Annotated in this window: 17 protein-coding genes; 16 read left to right on the top strand and 1 reads right to left on the bottom strand. The window is 56.4% G+C overall.

What is annotated here, in order from left to right; translation table 11 throughout:
- The first annotated feature begins 15 nt into the window (after window positions 1–15).
- The 11 genes from G491_RS0101815 to G491_RS0101765 all read left to right on the top strand — a co-directional run bounded on the left by G491_RS0101815 (window position 16) and on the right by G491_RS0101765 (window position 11,366).
- On the top strand, window positions 16–996 hold the full coding sequence (locus G491_RS0101815; protein WP_028313366.1) for an NAD(P)-dependent oxidoreductase: 981 nt from the start codon (window positions 16–18) through the stop codon (window positions 994–996).
- Between the two features lie 53 nt (window positions 997–1,049).
- Window positions 1,050–1,778 carry an acylneuraminate cytidylyltransferase family protein gene (locus G491_RS0101810; RefSeq protein ID WP_028313365.1) on the top strand — a complete coding sequence of 243 codons (729 nt, stop codon included), beginning with the start codon at window positions 1,050–1,052 and terminating at the stop codon, window positions 1,776–1,778.
- A gap of 49 nt (window positions 1,779–1,827) precedes the next feature.
- On the top strand, window positions 1,828–2,892 hold the full coding sequence (locus tag G491_RS0101805) for a class I SAM-dependent methyltransferase (RefSeq protein WP_028313364.1): 1,065 nt from the start codon (window positions 1,828–1,830) through the stop codon (window positions 2,890–2,892).
- A gap of 9 nt (window positions 2,893–2,901) precedes the next feature.
- Window positions 2,902–3,927 (top strand): N-acetylneuraminate synthase family protein, encoded by a 1,026-nt coding sequence (locus G491_RS0101800; RefSeq protein WP_051326963.1) that lies wholly within the window; start codon window positions 2,902–2,904, stop codon window positions 3,925–3,927.
- A 2-nt stretch (window positions 3,928–3,929) separates the two neighbouring features.
- A complete protein-coding gene (gene neuC / locus G491_RS0101795; protein WP_035217463.1) occupies window positions 3,930–5,078 on the top strand; it encodes a UDP-N-acetylglucosamine 2-epimerase in 1,149 nt (382 codons plus the stop codon).
- 15 nt (window positions 5,079–5,093) lie between these two features.
- On the top strand, window positions 5,094–6,479 hold the full coding sequence (locus G491_RS0101790; RefSeq protein WP_028313361.1) for a surface carbohydrate biosynthesis protein: 1,386 nt from the start codon (window positions 5,094–5,096) through the stop codon (window positions 6,477–6,479).
- 15 nt (window positions 6,480–6,494) lie between these two features.
- Window positions 6,495–7,655, top strand: coding sequence for a glycosyltransferase (locus tag G491_RS0101785; protein WP_051326962.1), 1,161 nt, complete (start codon window positions 6,495–6,497; stop codon window positions 7,653–7,655).
- 14 nt (window positions 7,656–7,669) lie between these two features.
- The gene (locus G491_RS0101780; RefSeq protein ID WP_028313359.1) at window positions 7,670–8,749 is read left to right on the top strand and encodes a polysaccharide biosynthesis protein; all 1,080 of its coding nucleotides are present in this window, start codon (window positions 7,670–7,672) and stop codon (window positions 8,747–8,749) included.
- A 38-nt stretch (window positions 8,750–8,787) separates the two neighbouring features.
- Window positions 8,788–9,936 carry an NAD-dependent epimerase/dehydratase family protein gene (locus G491_RS0101775; RefSeq protein ID WP_028313358.1) on the top strand — a complete coding sequence of 383 codons (1,149 nt, stop codon included), beginning with the start codon at window positions 8,788–8,790 and terminating at the stop codon, window positions 9,934–9,936.
- Between the two features lie 131 nt (window positions 9,937–10,067).
- On the top strand, window positions 10,068–10,361 hold the full coding sequence (locus tag G491_RS0101770) for an integration host factor subunit alpha (protein WP_012610787.1): 294 nt from the start codon (window positions 10,068–10,070) through the stop codon (window positions 10,359–10,361).
- A gap of 54 nt (window positions 10,362–10,415) precedes the next feature.
- Window positions 10,416–11,366 carry a UDP-glucuronic acid decarboxylase family protein gene (locus tag G491_RS0101765; RefSeq protein WP_012610786.1) on the top strand — a complete coding sequence of 317 codons (951 nt, stop codon included), beginning with the start codon at window positions 10,416–10,418 and terminating at the stop codon, window positions 11,364–11,366.
- 95 nt (window positions 11,367–11,461) lie between these two features.
- Here the strand turns inward: G491_RS0101765 and G491_RS0101760 are convergent, their stop codons facing one another.
- Window positions 11,462–13,924 (bottom strand): carboxypeptidase-like regulatory domain-containing protein, encoded by a 2,463-nt coding sequence (locus G491_RS0101760; protein ID WP_028313357.1) that lies wholly within the window; start codon window positions 13,922–13,924, stop codon window positions 11,462–11,464.
- Between the two features lie 265 nt (window positions 13,925–14,189).
- On the opposite strand from G491_RS0101760, the gene G491_RS0101755 reads away from it, so the two are divergent.
- From G491_RS0101755 to G491_RS29050, 5 genes are all read left to right on the top strand, one after another.
- Complete coding sequence (locus G491_RS0101755) at window positions 14,190–15,488, top strand: CBS domain-containing protein (RefSeq protein ID WP_028313356.1); 1,299 nt, start codon at window positions 14,190–14,192, stop codon at window positions 15,486–15,488.
- A gap of 24 nt (window positions 15,489–15,512) precedes the next feature.
- Entirely contained in the window at window positions 15,513–15,962 is a 450-nt protein-coding gene (locus G491_RS0101750; RefSeq protein WP_028313355.1) for a CBS domain-containing protein, read from the top strand.
- An 87-nt stretch (window positions 15,963–16,049) separates the two neighbouring features.
- On the top strand, window positions 16,050–16,526 hold the full coding sequence (locus G491_RS0101745; protein ID WP_012610782.1) for a TspO/MBR family protein: 477 nt from the start codon (window positions 16,050–16,052) through the stop codon (window positions 16,524–16,526).
- 50 nt (window positions 16,527–16,576) lie between these two features.
- The gene (locus tag G491_RS0101740) at window positions 16,577–16,951 is read left to right on the top strand and encodes a pyridoxamine 5'-phosphate oxidase family protein (protein ID WP_012610781.1); all 375 of its coding nucleotides are present in this window, start codon (window positions 16,577–16,579) and stop codon (window positions 16,949–16,951) included.
- Window positions 16,952–16,969: 18 nt separating this feature from the next.
- Complete coding sequence (locus G491_RS29050; protein ID WP_051326961.1) at window positions 16,970–18,205, top strand: NAD(P)/FAD-dependent oxidoreductase; 1,236 nt, start codon at window positions 16,970–16,972, stop codon at window positions 18,203–18,205.
- The last annotated feature ends 9 nt before the right edge of the window (window positions 18,206–18,214 follow it).

Raw genomic sequence — 18,214 nt, 5'->3', positions numbered from 1 at the left:
GGATAGAAAAAACTTATGAGCCTGGATAATGACAAACCGGTTTTGGTCTACTACACCATGTTGAACTACGCCCCGGCGGCGGAAAAACTCATGACCGACAATTTTCGGGTGATCATCCTGGAAAACCCGGAGGAACTCAAGCCTGTGGTCATGGATCGCGCCGAGGTGCTTCTCGCCCCCTTGGGCTATTACCTGGGCAAGGAGATCATGGACGCCTGCCCCAAACTCAGGGCCATCGGCTCCAACACCACGGGCCACCCCCACATTGACGTGGACTATGCCCGGGAAAAAGGCGTCAAGGTGGTGACCCTCAAGGACCATCAGGACTTTCTGGACACCATCACCCCCACGGCCGAGCTTACCTGGGGCCTGATCATCGCCCTGACCCGCAACATCGTCCCCGGCTTCAAGTCCGTGCTGGACGGCCAGTGGGCCAGGTGGCCCTTCGGCGGCAAGGCCATGCTCTCCCGCATGAGCCTGGGCGTGGCCGGTCTGGGCAGGCTGGGCAAGCTGACGGCTTCCTACGGCGTGGCCTTCGGCATGGACGTCAAATACTACGATCCCTTTGTTGAAAAATCCCCGGTGGACGGGATAACAAAACTCTCCTCCTTGGAAGAGCTTGTGGAGAGCAGCGACATCGTGACCATCCACATCCCCCACGAGCCGGAAACCGAAAACCTGTTCTCCGCCGAGATGTTCGAAAAATTCAAGGACGGCGCCTTTTTCGTCAACACCTCCCGGGGCGAGTTGGTGGATCACGACGCCTTGCTGAAGGCCCTGGAGTCCGGCAAACTGGCCGGCGCGGCCGTGGACGTCCTGGACGGCGAGTTCGATCCGGATTTTGGCTCCAAGGTTCTGGATCAACCCCTGGTGAAATACGCCCAGGAGCATGACAACCTGATCATCACGCCCCATATCGGCGGGTCCACCCTGGACGCATGGAGCCTGACCCAGGAGTACACTATTGCCAAGATCATCGAGGGGCTGGGGCTGTAAATTGAGCCCAATGAAATTAATGGATTGAAAGAAAGCGGCGAGGATATTTACATATGAGTGAAGATTACGAGATTCTCGGACTCATCCCGGCGCGGGGCGGTTCCAAGTCCTTGCATAAAAAGAATATTGCATTATTGGGCGGCCACCCCCTTTTGACCTGGGTGGCCCGGGCCGGAAAGCAGTCCCAAAGCCTGTCGCGCATCCTGTGCTCCACGGACGACGAGGATATCGCTTCCGTCTGCCGTGAGCACGATATAGAAGTGGCCGACCGTCCCCCGGAACTGGGCCAGGACGACACCCACATCGTGGACGTGATGGTGGATCTGGTCAAAACCCTGGAGGAAAGGGAGGGCTATCGCCCCAGGGCCGTGGCTTTGCTTCAGCCCACCTCGCCTTTTTTGCTGGCTGAGCATGTGGACGAATGCTGCCGGGCGCTCATGGCCGACCCCAAGGCCCATTCGGCCCAGACCATCAGCCGTTTTCCCTCCATTTTCCACGCCTTCAACCAAAGGATTATTGAAGACGAAGGCTATGTGCGGTTCCGGTATCTGGAGGAGCGCAAGGTTTGCTACAACAAGCAGCGCAAGCCCGAGCATTTCATCCTGGGCAATTTCATCGTCACCACCACCGAGGCTTTGATTAACGAACGGGAAGTCTTCGCACTGCCTTCCGTACCCGTGGAAGTGCCGTATTCCTACGCCCTGGACGTGGACGGCCCCGAGGATTTTGAAACCGCTGAGTGGTATCTCAAAAGCGGCAAGGTAAAAGGTTTTGATCTATAAATTATAAGGCGGATCGCGTCTTTACCCATACGAAAGAATGAGGCGTTTCATGAAAGAAACGGATAAACAAAGCGCAAGCACTTACGATTTTGTGCAGCAAACCGGCCGGGACAAGTATTTTGCCGCCAGGGACAGGGAGATCGCCCTGCTTTCCGACGGCGCCGACGGCATCAAGCCCGAGTTCGCCGAGCCCCTGGATAAATGCCCGGTCTGCGGCTGCGGCCAAAGCGAGCTATGGTTCAAAAAGCAGGGCTTTGAGTTCAGGCGCTGCAAAAACACCTCGGTCTGCGGCCATATTTTCGGCAATCCCCAGATCAACGAAGACGCCCTGAACGATTGTTATCGCGGCGCGGGCGAAGGCGGCGAATGCGCCGAGGTTTCCGCCAACGACCTCTGGATCGAGGTTCTGCTTTCCCAGGCCAACGCGTCTTACGACAAAGGCAAGTACCAGCGCGGCATCGACGCCATGCAAGCAGCCCTTGGGACGGACAAGCCCGGCCGGGTTCTGGACATCGGCTGCTCCATCGGCCATTTTCTGGCCCTGGCCAAGGAAGCCGGTTGGGACGCCGTGGGCCTGGAACTGAACGAAAAGGCCGTGGCTTACGCAACCAAAGAGCTTGGCCTGGATGTGCGGCCCCGGTTGCTGGACGAGGCCGGCTTTCCGCCCGAATCCTTTGATGTGGTCACCTTGTGGGGCGTTATCGAGCACTTGAAACGGCCGGTGGAGGTAATCAGCCAGATCGCCGAAATCCTCAAGCCCGGCGGAATCCTCCTGACCTTCTGCCCCAACGGCGCCAGCATGGTCTGCCGGGTGCTCCGGGAGCACGCAGCCACGTTCGACGGCCGGAATCATCCCTCGTATTTTACGCCCCAAAGCATCAAGTACGTGATGAAGCAATCCGGGCTGGAAAATATAGCCATTTCCTTTCACCAGCCGGATTTGGACGCGGTGTTGAATTACCTGGAGGGCAGGGATCCTTACTTGCGGGATGAGCAGGAAAAAGGCCCCTTGCACGCCTTTTTTTCGGGCGAAAACAGGCCCAAGGCAGAGGATTTCATCCGGGAAAACGGATACGGCTACAAGATGATGACCTTAAACAGAAAGCCGGTATAAGAGGGCGCTATGGCCTTTGAATTTGCAAAGCAATTTGAGATTGACGGACGTCCCGTGGGCGCCGGATGCCCGGTGTACATCATTGCCGAGGCGGGCGTGGCCCATTTCGGCAGTTTGAAAAAGGCCTATGACCTGGTGGACCTTGCCGTGGAAGCCGGAGCGGACGCCATCAAGTTCCAGGTGTTTCAGGCTCGTAAGCTCATATCCACCGCCTCTCAGGAATGGATCGACCGTTTGGCCTCCCGGGAATTGCCCTACGACTCCTTTAAAAAAATTGCGGAGTATTGCCGGGAAAAATGCATCACCTTTTTCGCCACGGCCCACGACGAGCCCAGCCTGGACTTTCTGGATTCCCTGGATACGCCTGTATACAAAATCGGGTCGGGCGAGGTGGAAAACTGGCCCTTTATCCGCAAGGTCGCCCAAAAGGGCAAGCCGGTTATTTTATCCACAGGCATGTATACGGAAGAGCAAATTCAGGAAGCCGTGGATATTTTTGTAAAGGCGGGCAACCCCCAACTGGCCGTGCTTCATTGCGTCACGGCCTATCCCACGGCGCCCCGGCTGATCAACCTCCGCGCCATCAAAGCCCTTCAAGACATGGGCGTGATCGCCGGATATTCGGACCACACCATGGGGTATCACATCCCCCTGGCGGCCGTTGCCATGGGCGCGGCCGTCATTGAAAAGCACATCACCCTGGATTTTGAGGTGCCCAACGCCCAGGACTGGAAAGTCTCTTGCGGCCCGGACGACCTGTATCTTTTTGTGGAGCAGGTCCGGGAGGTGGAGGAAAGCCTGGGAAGCGGAGTCAAAAGCCCCAACAAGGCCGAAAAGCAAAGCCTGGCCTGGGCGCGCAAAAGCATCGTCTCAGCCTGCGCCATTAGCGCAGGCCAGTGCATTACCGAAGACATGCTGGTGTGCAAAAGGCCCGGAACCGGCATTTCCCCCGCTGAAATGGATAAGGTTCTGGGCAGGGAGGCGGCCGTTGACATCCGGGAAGACGAATTGATTACATGGGAGCAATTGCGTTGAAAATGAAACTATGCCTGGTCATCACTACGAGAGGCAATTACGCCAAGGTCAAGTCCATCATACAGGCCGCGGAAAACGACCCGGACGTGGAACTGCAGATCATCGTGGGGGGCGGCGCCATCCTGGCCAAGTACGGCAACATAGCCGATTCCCTCACAACCATGGGCGTGAATGTGGACCGGCGCATCCATTTTCTGGTGGAAGGCGAAACCCCGGTCACCATGGCGAAAAGCGCGGGCCTGGCCGTCAGCGAGTTCACCACGGCCTTTGAGAACCTGCAGCCGGACGTGGTCATGGTCATCGCCGACCGGTTCGAATGCCTTTCCATCGCCATGACAGCCTCGTACATGAACATCCCCGTGGCGCACATGGAAGGCGGCGAGGTTTCCGGCTCCATTGACGAAAGCATTCGCCACGCCATCACCAAACTCGCCCATGTGCATTTTCCCGCCACCCAGGAAGCCGCGGATCGCATTATTCGAATGGGCGAAGCGCCCGAAACCGTGTTCCCGGTGGGCGCCACCAGCCTGGATGTCATCGCCGGGCTGGATCTGGACAACCTGCAGCCGATTATGGAAAAGCAGGCTTCCGCGGGCGTGGGCGCCCGGGTGGACCTTACCCAGCCTTATTTGACGGTCATCCAGCATCCGGTCACCACCGAGTACGCCGAAAATCTGGAGCACGTCAATCAGACCCTGAACGCCATCCACGAGCTGGGCATGGGAACCATCTGGATCTGGCCCAACATGGACGCGGGGTCCGACGGCATATCCAAAGGCATCCGGATTTTTCGCGAGAAGCACGTGGACGCGCCCATGCATTTTTTCAAAAGCCTGCCCATCGAGCATTACGCGCCCCTGCTTAAAAACGCCCAGGCCATTGTGGGCAACTCCTCAAGCGGCATTCGCGAGGCCGCCTTTTTGGGAACCCCCTGCGTGAACATCGGCTCCCGCCAGTCTGGCCGGGACCGGAGCGTCAACATCATCGACGTGGGCTACGACAAAGCCGAGATCAAAGCCGCCATCCAAAAGCAGTTGAACCACGGCCGGTACGAAGAAAACCACATGTGGGGAGACGGCAAGGCCGGCCCGAAGATTTTGGACGTTCTGAAAACCTTCGATTTTACCATCCAAAAACGGATTTGCTATTAGGAGTCTTGTTGCAATATGTCCAGGCGTCCTCTTTTACTTGTGCCCATCGAAACCCAGGTGCGCGAAATGCACGCAAAAATCCTGTTGGCGTGCTTCGCCGCCGAAGCCGGCTTCTCCGTGCTGATCGGCATGCAGTCGGAATTGCTCAGAAGGGCCAAATATCTGCCTCGGGGAATTTACGTGGAAAAGGGCGTGGCCCCTCCCAAACTCCCCGGAACCAGCCTGTTGAAGGATCTGGGCTACAAAGTCACGGCCTGGTGCGAGGAAGGCCTGGTGATAGTGGATCAGGAAACCTACGCCCGGGACCGGGTTTCGGCGGAAGTTTTCTCCATGCTGGACGCCTTTTACGCCTGGGGCAAGGTTCAGGCCGGCGCCATCGCCATGAAGATGGGGGATCAGGCCAAAAAGACCGTCATAGCCGGCAACCCCAGGTTCGACCTCCTGCGCGAGCCTTATCAAAGCATCTTTCATAAGGAGGCGGACGCTCTGCGCAAGGCCCACGGCCGTTTTATTCTGGTCAACACCAATTTCGGCCTGTACAACAACTTTTACGGCCCCAAATATTTTATTGAACACATCATGCGGGATAACGGCCGCATCATCAACGAGGTCCATGAAAAATTCCTCCAGGATTGGGTGGATCACGTGGGCGCGGTCTACGAGAGCTTTAAGGACTTGCTGCCCGAACTCAGCAAGGCCTTCCCAAAGCATAAAATCGTGCTGCGGCCCCATCCATCGGAAAACCACGAAAACTGGCACGAGGCCGTCCGCGGCCTGAATAACGTGGAGGTCATCCACAAAGGCAACGTCATACCCTGGCTGCTGGCTTCCGAGGCCCTCATCCACAACTCCTGCACCACCGGAGTGGAGGCCCACGTTCTGGGCAAGCCCGTTGTGGCCTACAGGCCCGTGCTGTCCGACATATATGAGTACGAATTGCCCAGGGTGGTCAGCATTTCCGCCTTTACTCCCCAGGAAACCGTGGACGTGGTTTCCCGCATCCTGAAAGGCGAGGAAATGGCCGCGCCTGAATCCTCTCTCGGCAAGGATTACGCCGCGAATATCGACGGCCCGTTCGCATGCCGCACCATTACGGATTCCCTGGCCCGTCTGCTGCTGGACTCTCCTTTTGAGAAGCGGTCCCCGGTCAAGGCCCTGGGCGCCATGCTGCGGTGGAAGGTCAAGGATTCGGTTTACGACTTCAAGGTCGCTGTAAACAAGATCCTGAACCGCAAGCAGAGCGATGCGGAATACATGAAGCAAAAGGTTCCGGGGATCACCCTGGACGACGTCCGGAGCGCCGTGGCGGATCTGCAGGAATGCAGCGGCGATTTTTGCAGGGTGCAGGTGGAGCGCCTGGAAAAAACCGATTACTGCTTTCGCATTTCCCGCAAAGACTAAAGCCCGGGGGAGGCCATGGAAAAAACAGGAAAAATCCGCCTTATGCTTTTGGCCAGCGCCCTGGACGCCGGAGGCGCCGAACGGCAACTGGTCGCTTTGGCCAAGGCCCTGGACAAAGACGCCTTTGACGTGACCGTGGGCCTTTTTTACGAACGCGGCCCCTTGCTTAAGGATTTGGAAAACCAGCCGGGAGTCGACCTTTTTTTGCTGAACAAAAAAGGAAGGTGGGACCTGTTTTCCGCCTGCGCCAGACTCATCAAGGAGCTTCGCCGCCGCCGCATCCAAGCGGTGTACTCCTTTTTGCCCGGCCCCAACATCTACGCAATCCCCTGCGCCATGCTGGCCGGCGGAGTCAAGGTGATTTGGAGCGTTCGCGCTTCGGACAAGGATTTGAACAGCGCAGGCTGGTTTGCCCGCATGTTTTATTTTTTGGAGAAAAGCCTGTCCGGATTTCCCCATCTGATCGTCTCCAACTCCCGGGCCGGAGCGGCCGACGTCATCGCCCGGGGATTCCCCCAATCCAAGGTGGAGGTGATCCACAACGGCATTGATACGGCCCGGTTCGTTAAACACGTACAAAAGGGCAGGGTGCTGAGGGAAAAATGGGGCGTTGCGGAAGGCTGTACGGTTTACGGCGTGGTCGCCTCACTACGGCCCATGAAAGGCCATAGATATTTCTTGGAGGCGGCCCAAATCGTCTCGCAGAAGGAAAAAAACGTGCGCTTTGTGTGCGTGGGCCCCAAGCCCGGCCCGGCGCGGCGGGAGTTAGAAGAACTGGCGGCCCAGCTGGGCGTGGCTGACAAAGTCATCTGGGCCGGCCCTCACACCGACATGCCGGCCGTCTACGGCGCTTTGGACGTTTTGGTTTCGTCCTCGGTGGAGCACGAGGGCTTTTCCAATTCCGTTGGCGAGGCCATGAGCTGCTCGCTCCCTTGCGTGGCCACGGACGTGGGCGACTCCGCCCTTATCGTGGGGGATTGCGGGATCGCGGTTCCGCCCAGGGACTCGGAAAAACTGGCCCAAGGCATGCTGGAAATCAGGAAGCGCATTGCAATTGAACCCGATTTATGTCAAAAAAACAGGTCAAGAATTCAGGAAAATTTCGATGTGAACTTACTGGCCGACAGGACCGCCCGGGCCGTTCGCAAAATCCTGGGCAAGGACGATAGCCGGTAAGAAAGGGAAGTTGCATGGAGTCATTCCTTAAAGGAAAGAGGGTGTTGGTCACCGGGGCCTGCGGCACGGTGGGGTCGGAGCTGGTGCGCCAGTTGCTGGAAGAGCATCAGGTGGAGGAGCTGATCGGCCTGGACAACAACGAAAGCGAGTTGTTTTTTCTGGAGCAGCGCTTTCAGAAGAATGCCAACGGCCGTTTTTTTCTGGCCGACGTCCGGGACGAACACAAGCTGGCCCGCAAGATGCGGGGCGTCCACGCGGTTTTTCATGCTGCGGCCTTCAAACACGTGATCCTTTGCGAAAAATCCCCCTTTGAAGCGGTCCGCACCAATATCATGGGCGTGCAGAACATCATCACCGCCGCGGCCGACAACAAGGTGGAACGCGTTATTTTCACCAGTTCGGACAAAGCCGTAAACCCCACCAATGTCATGGGCACTTCCAAGCTCATGGGCGAGCGCCTTATGACCGCTGCGGACTCCAATTCCCGGGACGGCGGCCCCATTTACGCGTCCACCCGTTTCGGCAATGTCTTGGGCTCCCGGGGATCGGTCATCCCCATATTCCGGGAGCAAATCCGCAAGGGCGGCCCCGTCACCCTGACCGATCCGGGCATGACCCGCTTTATCATGAGCCTGCCCCAGGCCGTGCAACTGGTGATCGACTCGGCCTCTCTGGCTTGCGGCGGCGAGGTCTTCGTCACCAAAATGCCGTCCATCAAAATCAGCGATCTGGCTCAGGTGATGATCGATGAACTGGCGGAAGAATTCGGCCGCGACCCCAAGTCCATCGAGATAGAAAACATAGGCATCAAGCCCGGCGAGAAAATGTATGAGGAATTGATGAGCCATGAGGAAACCCGCAGGGTGTGGGAGCTTCCCAAGTACTTCGCCGTGCTGCCGGCCTTCACCTCCTTGTATCGCGAGGTGACCTACGACTATCCCCAGGTGGCGGGCAAAACGGTGGACAACCCGTATAACTCAGGCATCGAGGAAAACATGAGCCGGGAAGCCCTGGCCTCCTTTTTAAAGGAAAACAACCTGCTTTTTGAAGGCGATAAGGGTAAGGAGCACCCGAGCCAGCGTTATTTTCCCTAACAGACATCTATATAAAGATTGAATATACGGAGCGACTCATGCGCGTTTTGATTTTAGGAGGAGACGGATATCTTGGATGGCCTACGGCCATGCAGCTTTCGGCCCTGGGCCACGAAGTGGCGGTGGTGGACAACTACCTGCGCCGGAACATCTGCCGCGAGATGGACGTCCGCCCCTTGTTTGAAGTCCCCTCCCTGGACGAACGGGCCGCAATCTGGAAGGAAAAATCCGGCAAGGACGTAAAGGTCTACATCGGCGACCTCATGGATTGGAGCTTTACGGCCGAGGTGTTTGAAAAAACCAGGCCCGAAGCGGTTATCCATTACGCCGAGCAGCCTTCCGCCCCCTATTCCATGGCCAGCCGCCGGGCAGCAACCCTGACCCTGAAAAACAACCTGGAGGCCACGGCCAACACCATTTTTGCGGTGCGCGAGTTCGCCCGGGACGCCCACATCGTCAAGATCGGCACCATGGGCGAGTACGGCACGCCCAATATCGACATTGAAGAAGGCTGGATCGACATCGAGCACAAAGGCCGGTCCCAGAAGTTTTTGTATCCCCGCCAGGCCAGCAGCCTGTACCACACCACCAAGATCATGGACACGGACATGCTCTGGTTTTACGTGCGCATGTGGGGCCTCAAGGTGACGGACCTCATGCAAGGGCCGGTCTACGGCCTGATCACGGACGAAAGCCAGGACGACGAGCGGCTGTTTCCGTTTTTTAACTACGACGAGTTATTCGGCACGGTCCTCAACCGGTTCATCGTACAGGCCGTGGTGGGCTATCCCCTGACCGTGTACGGCTCCGGCGGCCAGACAAGAGGCTATTTGAACATCAAGGACACCCTGAACTGCGTCCGGCTGTCTTTGGAAAACCCGCCCGAAAAACCGGATCTGCGCATCTTCAATCAGTTTACGGAGACCTTTTCGGTGAATGAACTGGCGGAAAAAGTGCAGCGGGCCGGCAAGACCCTGGGGCTGGACGTGGAGGTTAAATCCGTGCCCAATCCGCGCAAGGAAGCGGAGGAGCATTATTATAATCCGGCGCACACGGGGCTTTTGGATTTGGGCCTTGAGCCAAATTTTTTAACAGATGATGTCATGGCGAAAATGATGGAAGTTGTCATGAAACACAAACACAACATATACCGCGATTCCATTTTCCGGGGCGTCAAATGGGATTAATTTCAGGCCCCTGGATGTGCAAATCTTCTTGACAAGATGATTTTTCAACGGTATCGTTGATCCATCGTTGGACAAATGCTTGATAATTTTTGATAAACCAAGAGTATTGCGTTAACGGGAGCACCTTGCCAATGGCACTCACTAAAGCTCAGATAGTGGAGGAAATCCACAACCAGTTAGGTCTTCCAGCAAAACAATGCGCCACCATGGTAGAGGACCTCCTTGAAATCATCAAGTCTTCCCTGGAAAACGGTGACGATGTGTTGATTTCCGGTTTCGGAAAGTTTCGCGTGCGCGACAAATCGCAACGCCGGGGAAGGAATCCTGCCACAGGCGACAGCATAATCCTTGATGCCAGGAAGGTCGTTACTTTCACCTGCTCCGGGGTTCTTCGGGACCGCATTAATTCCAACGAAAAGGGGTAGTCTTCCCCGGGCAGGGCCTGTCATTTAGTCTCCGCTCGATTTTATTACGTGATTATGAATCTGCCCAAGAAAGTTTTGGTCACTGGCGGAGCCGGGTTTCTAGGGTCCCACCTGTGCGAGCGTTTACTGGACGCCTCCTGTGAAGTCCTGTGCGTGGACAATTTTTTCACGGGGTCCCGGCAAAACGTCCAGCATTTGACGGACAACCCCCGCTTCGAGTTGTTGCGCCACGATATTACCTTTCCTTTATACGTGCATGTGGATGAGATCTATAACCTGGCCTGTCCGGCCTCGCCCATCCATTATCAAAACGACCCGGTCATGACCACCCGGGTGAACGTGCACGGCGCCATCAACATGCTGGGGCTGGCCAAACGGGTTTCCGCAAAAATATTTCAGGCGTCCACCTCCGAGGTTTACGGCGATCCGGAAATCCATCCCCAGCCCGAGTCTTATTGGGGCCACGTCCATTGCGTGGGGCCCCGTTCGTGCTATGACGAAGGGAAACGCTGCGCCGAAACCCTGTTTTTCGACTATTACAGAGAGCACGGCCTGAAGATCAAGGTGGCCCGCATCTTCAACACCTATGGCCCCCATATGCATCCTCATGACGGCAGGGTGGTGTCCAACTTCATCATCCAAGCTTTGCAAAACGAGCCTATCACCGTGTACGGCGACGGCTCTCAAACCCGTTCGTTCTGCTATGTGGACGACCTGGTGGAAGGCTTCATCCGCCTTATGAATTCCCCCGATGAAGTGACGGGCCCCATGAACCTGGGCAACCCCGGGGAGTTCACCATTCTGGAACTGGCGGAAAAGGTCATCTCCATCATTGGCTCCTCCTCCAAAATTTCCTTTTTGGACCTGCCTGCGGACGATCCGAAACAGCGCAAGCCGGACATCACCCAGGCGAAGGACGTTCTTGGCTGGGAGCCCAAAATTCGCCTGGAGCAGGGCTTGCTCAAGACCATTGCCTATTTTGACAATCTGCTTTCCAGTTCCTGATTCTTTTATAAAAATATGAATAAAAAAAGCCGGCCCTGTTTTCAAGGCCGGCTTTCTGAATTTTGCTGATGATATTCCAGCGCGTCTGAATACAGCTATGCGCCGGCCCTTCTCCTGCGTCTGGCCATCAGCGCAAGGCATCCGGCGAGAAAAAGAGCGGCCGCGCCCAGGGCGGCCCGGGTTTTTACAGGCTGTTTTTCAAGGGAGTCCACAAAGCAGCCCCATAATTCATAGCGCTCAAATTCAGCCCACTTGTAAGATCCCGCTCCCTTGTAGGTGGTTCCTTCCGACCCGCCGATTCCGTAATAGGAAAAGCTGTCGGCCTTAAAGGTGACCCATCCGGTCTCACCATCGCCCAGGTAGTCAATGGCCAGGATGTCCGAGAGGGGCAGGTCATAGGCGTATGACGTGGCCAGGTCGGTTCGGCTGACGCCCCTGCGCACGTAATAAATTCCCGATTCAAAATCTCCGATTTCCACGGTCAGCAGGTCAAAGGGGAGCGTCATGACGGCCCCGTGTTCCCCTACGATCTCGGAATTGCCATTGCCGTTGATGTCCGAAGCCGTGTTAACGATGGCTTCCAGCAGCCTCAAAGAGCCGTTTGCGTACTCGGTATAGCCGTCTAAATAGCCGGTAATATCATTGGTCAAGGGCGTTTCTTCGGAGGCCATGGATATTTTCACAGTGCTCGTTGCGGTCAGCACAGAGGTGTCCGTGAACCCAGGACGCATGTCCGCCTGAAAACGCAGTTCGTCGTCCGAGTTTCTGATTTCAAAAGCCACTCCGCCCAAGTACGTGGGGGCGGCCAGCACTTGGGGCGCTGCGCCTGATGTCTGGGCGATGGGCTCCAATTCCGCCCCTGCCACTTTATATTCCAACGGGGTTGCAGTTCCGTCCACGATGGCCGTAGGCGGCAGATACTCCTGCATGTCCATATCCATCTGGAAGGGAAGCTGGAGCCCGTCGGCGGGAAGCTCGGCAATGCGGAAGATCTGGGTGGCCGAGTAATTTTGCGTATAGGCGATTAGCGCATAGCTTTGGCCAAGCGGCGCATCGCCGGGAATGTCCAGGCGATAGGCTTGCGTACCCAGCTTGTTGGCGTAAACCACCTTGGTCTCGGCGATCACCTCTGCAGGGCTTTGATTGTAATCCACCAGCGAAACGGTCGCAATGGACCCGTCCTCCAGGTTGCCGGTTCCCGGCGTGTAATCCAGGCTTCCATGGATGTAGTTTTGCGCGTCCGCCGCTTCCAGGGTTATGCTTCCCCCTTCGTTATCAAAGGACGTGGAGGTGAACAGCTTGGAGGCGAATCCGGGCGCGTCGGCCTGAAAGTAGTATTTTTGCCCTTTAAGAAGGCTGAAGTTGAAGGCTCCGTCCGCTCCGGTGACATATTGGGCCTGGTATTGCTCGGGCGCAATCAGCAGGATATTCGCGCCGCTTATGGGATTTTTATTTTCATCCACAATCACGCCGTTAATATCCGACTTGAGGCGGATGGTGATGGGGCCCAGCCATACGTCGTAAATATTGGTTTCGTAATTTCCGACGCTGTATATCAGTTCCTCGCTGGCGTTGCCCCGAATCCAGAAGCTGTTGGCCGAAGTGGGCGCCGTGGGCGGATGATAGGTGATAACCAGGGAGCCGGATATGGGGGCGTTTCCGTTATCCAGGGTGATGCGTCCGTATTCCGCGGGCAATCCTGTATACTCGGTGGAGCTTTCCGTGTTTTCAGCCATGATCTTGAAGGAATAGGTCATGGTGATGGGGGCGCCCGTGTCCGGATCGCGGAGATAGTCGCCCGTCTCCGGATCGATGGGATGGGTGGGGGCGCCGGTTAGGGTGTAGGTGACCGGCGCGCTGTCTTCCTCCAGAAAAAAGTGCTCGCCGTCCAGCCACGCGAACTCGTAAAGCTCCACATTGTCCCGGCCTTCCGCCTCTTCCAGGTCCGCGCCGGTCAGGGAGTCGTCGATCACGCGTTTAAGCTGGTCGGAAACCCAGGCAGTATGGATGCCCGCAAATTCTCCGGTGGAAGGCGCCACAAATTCAAAGGGATTTCCCGCAACAACATTGGTGATGACCGATTCAATCTGCAAATCAGGGCCGATGACCGTCCAGGTGTAGGGAGGCAGGCCGCCTGAAGCGGTCATCTCCTCGGTCAGGCCCGGGTAGTAAATCAGCCCGATTTCCTCCTTGTCCACCAATTCCACATGCTGGTAGACGTTTACAGGCTCCGTGCTTTGCGTCCCGGACCCGTCCGCCGCCGTCCAGACAATAATGTATTGGGCGGGGTTTGTGGAAATGGACTTGGGCAAGCGCCAGTATACGGTGGCGGCGGTTTCGTCCGCGCCCAGCACGACAGTTCCGTTTTCGTCGGAGTAGATTGTCGTGGTGGCCGGGCCTTCGCTGTACCAAGTTCCCGCTGCGTCCGCGGTCACGGTGATGAGCTGCCCAATACGGGCTTGGTCCGGGTTTTCGATAATGCCCGCCCAGGCTGGGGACGAAAAGAGGATAAGGCAAAGGACAAACAAAACGCCGGTGAGTTTCGCCTTTTTTTTCATGAGCACTCTTCTTTTTTTAACAGGTTGATTTTGGTCCGGAATCGCAGCATCCACCCTGATAGCCGCTATCGCCGCCGCCCAAGGCAAGGCCTATAAAACCAGGGGCGGAGGTTTTTATAATGATTCCAATTTTATATGACAGGCATCCTTGTTTTGCAAGGATTTTTTGTATTTTTCGGCAATAGCCAAAAAGGTTGTGCACCCAACTGGGGGGTGGTATTATTCATCAGTGTAAACAGTTCCCACCCTGCAAAAGGAGAGTTCGTTGGATATCGTCACCACGCACAATTCTTCCGATTTTGACGCATTGGCCTCCCTGGTCGCCGCCGGAATTTTGTATCCGGAGGCCGATCTGGTCCTGCCCACCCGGGTGAATCCGAACATCCAGGCTTTTTTGTCCATCCACAAAGATCTTTTTGCAATCAAAAGTTTTAAGGACGTGGATGTGAACGCCGTCACCCGATTGATCGTGGTGGACGTGAATCAGTGGAAGCGGCTTGAGCGCTTGAGCGCCTTGTCCTCCAAAGAGGATCTGGAAGTGCATATCTGGGACCATCACATGGTTCCTTCGGACATTAAGGCCTCCAAGGTGGTTCAGGAGCCCCTGGGTGCGTGCACCACGCTTTTGATCGAGGAAATCAAAAAGCAGAACCTGGAAATATCCCCCATGCAGGCCACCCTGTTTTTGGCCGGGATTTATGAAGATACCGGCAACCTGGCCTTTCCGTCCACCACGGCGCGGGACGCCATGGCCGTGGCCTACCTGCTCTCCCATCAGGCGGATTTGAACGTGCTGGAGAACTTCCTCAGGCCGGCCTACGGCGTCAAACAAAAGGACGTGCTTTTTGAAATGCTTCAAAAGGCCGAACGCATCAAGGTGGGCGGCCATCGGGTGAGCATTTGCGAAATGGAAATCACCGGCCACACCCACGGCCTGTCCCTGGTGGTCCATATGTATCGGGACATCCTGAACGTGGACGCGGCTTTCGGCATTTTTAACGACGCGGAAAAAGGCCGCTGCATTGTCATCGCCCGAAGCGGCGTGGACAGCATGGACGTGGGCCAGATCATGCGCATCATGGGCGGCGGCGGGCATCCGGCCGCAGCCTCGGCCATGCTCAGGGACGTCAATCCCATCGGCGTGAAGGAATGGATCCTGGAGTTGATCCGCGAGAATCAGCGCTCCACGATTTTAATCGGAGATCTCATGTCCTTTCCCGTGGAAACCATCGACGCCAAAACCAGCATGAAGGATACGGCCGAAATCCTGAAAAAAAAAGCCATCTCCGGCATGCCGGTCACCGAGGAAGGCAAGCTGGTGGGCGTGATTTCCAGGCGGGACGTGAACAAAATCAAAAAACAGTCCCAATGGCGGGCGCCGGTCAAGGCCTTTATGTCCACGGACATGATCACCGCGCCCCCGCATATGAGCGTGCCCAAGGCCGCCAGAATCATGGTCAAGCACGACGTGGGCAGGCTGCCCGTGGTGGACGACGGCGAGTTGATCGGCATATTCACCCGGTCCGACGCCATGCTGTATTATTACGACCTGCTGCCCGAATAAAACAATAATGAAAAGGAGTCCTCTGTGCAAAAAGTCAGCGACATCATGACCACTGAAGTTATTTCCTTTAAGCCGGATACGGACATTTCGGAAGCGGCGAAGCAATTGCTGGAAAACAGGATCAACGGCGCCCCCGTCGTGGACGAGGCCGGCAAAGTAGTGGGCATCCTCTGCCAGAGCGACCTCATCGTCCAGCAAAAGCGTTTTCCCGTGCCTTCCTTTTTCACGCTCCTGGACAGCGTCATCCCCCTGGTTTCCCAAAAGCATTTTGAAAAGGAAATGGAAAAAATGGCCGCCTTCAAGGTCTCCCAGGCCATGACCGAAAAACCGGTGGTTGTCTCGCCGGACACCACCCTGGAAGACGTGGCCGCCCTCATGGTGGACAAAAAGCTCCACACCCTGCCGGTGGTGGATAGCGGCAAGCTGGTCGGCGTCGTGGGCAAGGAAGATATTCTGCGCACCCTCATGCCGTGATAACGCCGCATATTTTAAAACTGTACGGCGCGCGGCTGCAAACGCCCGCGCAGTCAAGGGCAAGCCGGAAATGAGGTTTTATCGGCCATGAAAAAAAGCAATCTAATAGCGCTCCTTGTCGTATCGGCCGCAGTGGGAGCAACAGCCTTGTTCGGAGGGCTTTTCACCGGACCCAATGTGGCGCCCATGTTTCAGGATGTCCGAAAGCCTGCCTGGGCGCCTCCGGGCTGGCTTTTTGGGCCGGTGTGGACCCTGCTATACATTCTGATGATCGTTGCAGGGCGGCAGGTTTGGGTGGCAATGTCCTCCCAAAGCGTCCGGACGCCTTTGACGCTGTTTTTTGTGCAGCTTGTTTTCAATGGGCTTTGGACCCTGATATATTTTGAACTCCGGATGCCCTGGCTGGCCTTTTTAGAAATCATGGTTCTTTTGGGGCTTATTTTGGCCTGTATCAAGACCTTTTGGAGCGTCTCCCGCGCAGCCTCTTTATGCATGGCGCCCTACGCATTGTGGGTGGGCTTCGCTGCAGCGCTAAACTTCAGCATAGCGATAATGAATCCATAGAGCGCCGGCCGCCCCGGATAACATGAACCTCAAAACCTTGGAGTGATACTATGGAAGACATGAAAGCATATTTTACGGAAAACAAAGGGGTTGGCGTTCTATCCACCTCCGGAAAAAGCGGCGAGGTCAACGGCGCCGTCTTTTCCCGGCCCCATTGCATGGAAGACGGGACCATCGCTTTTATTATGCCCGAGAGACTGACCTACGCCAATTTGTCGGAGAACCCGAACGCCCATTATTTGTTTTTGCAGGAAGGCCCGGGCTATAAAGGGAAAAGGCTGGTTCTGACAAAGATCGCCGAGGAGCAGGATACGGAAAGGCTTTATGAACTCAGAAGGCGGGAAGGGAAAAAAGACCCGGAAAATCCACGCCACCTGGTCTTTTTCCGCATCGAAAAGGAATTGCCCCTGGTGGGCCCCAAATAGCGGGACAGGCGGACGGCCATGAAAATATTACGGCGTAAAAAGAGACCCCGCGTCTTGATCGTGGGGGCCAATTTTGGAGGCTTGTCTGCTGCAAAAGCCCTGCCTGGGAGCTTTCGCGCCACGGTTCTGGATCCATGGCCGTACTTTGAGTTTTTGCCCAATATCCATGAACTGGTCAGCAGGATCAAGCCGCCCCGGGACCTCAGGCTTTCCAAGCGGAAAATCGTCGAAGCCGCAGGGCATCGATTTGTGCAGGACAGGGCCGCAACCTGGCGGCCTGAAGAAAAATGCGTCAGGACGGAAAGCGGGTTGGAAATTCCGTACGACTATGCTGTTTGCGCTGTCGGGGGCGTCTCCAATTTTTTTAATACGCCCGGCGCACGGGAAATCGCATTCAACTTCAAAAGCGTGGAAAACTGCCATGCCATCGGGAAAACCCTGGCTGCGCATATGAGGTCCGGAAAACCATGCTCCCTGGTCATTGTGGGAGGCGGCATTGAAGGCGTTGAAGCCCTGGGCGAGGCGCTCCGCCGATACGGCGATAAGCCCGGGATCGCCGTCCATCTGGTGGAAGGGAGAGACAGGGTTCTGGCGTTCGGGCCTCCGGGGCTTCATGACGCAGTGGTTGGCGGATGCCGAACCATGCCGGCGTTCTTTCATATGGGAACATCCGTCAAAAGGGTCGCAAAAAACGCCGTTGAACTTTCCAACGGCGAAACCATTCCGGCTGATATGACCATATGGACCGGCGGGGTCAAGCCCCTTGCGGACCTGGCGTCTTGGGGGCTTGCCAATGAATCCGGCCAATGGGCGCCCGTGAATGAATTCCTTCAAAGCCCGATGCACCCTGATATTTTTGTCGCGGGCGATTCCGCGGGGCTGAAAACGCCTTTGGGCAAGCAGGCCTACCATGCCATGGACATGGGCGTATGCGCCGCGCAAAATATCATCAGGCTTTCAAAGGGCGGAAGTCCAAGAAAATTTAAACCCTCGCCAAAACCGACCCTTGTCGCCTTCGGCGCCCTGGACGCGTTTCTGGTCGCGGATTCCATTACGCTTGCAGGCCCGGCCCTGTCATTCGCCAAAGAGGCCGTGTACCAAAACGCCATGCACCGGTTCGATCCGGGCTGGAAACCGGCCCGGGCATCCCATACGGCGGCGCGTCTGACCAGGGCGGGATTAAACAAAGCCCTGTCCTATGCCTTGTCGCCCAAGGACTTGATTCGTTTGGGAAATTTCCGGGTCATCCGGTAGCTTTCCAAG

The organism is Desulfatibacillum aliphaticivorans DSM 15576 (assembly GCF_000429905.1).
GTDB lineage: Bacteria > Desulfobacterota > Desulfobacteria > Desulfobacterales > Desulfatibacillaceae > Desulfatibacillum > Desulfatibacillum aliphaticivorans.
Note: the sequence above shows the minus strand (reverse complement) of the source record. Positions and strands in the feature narration are given on the sequence as shown.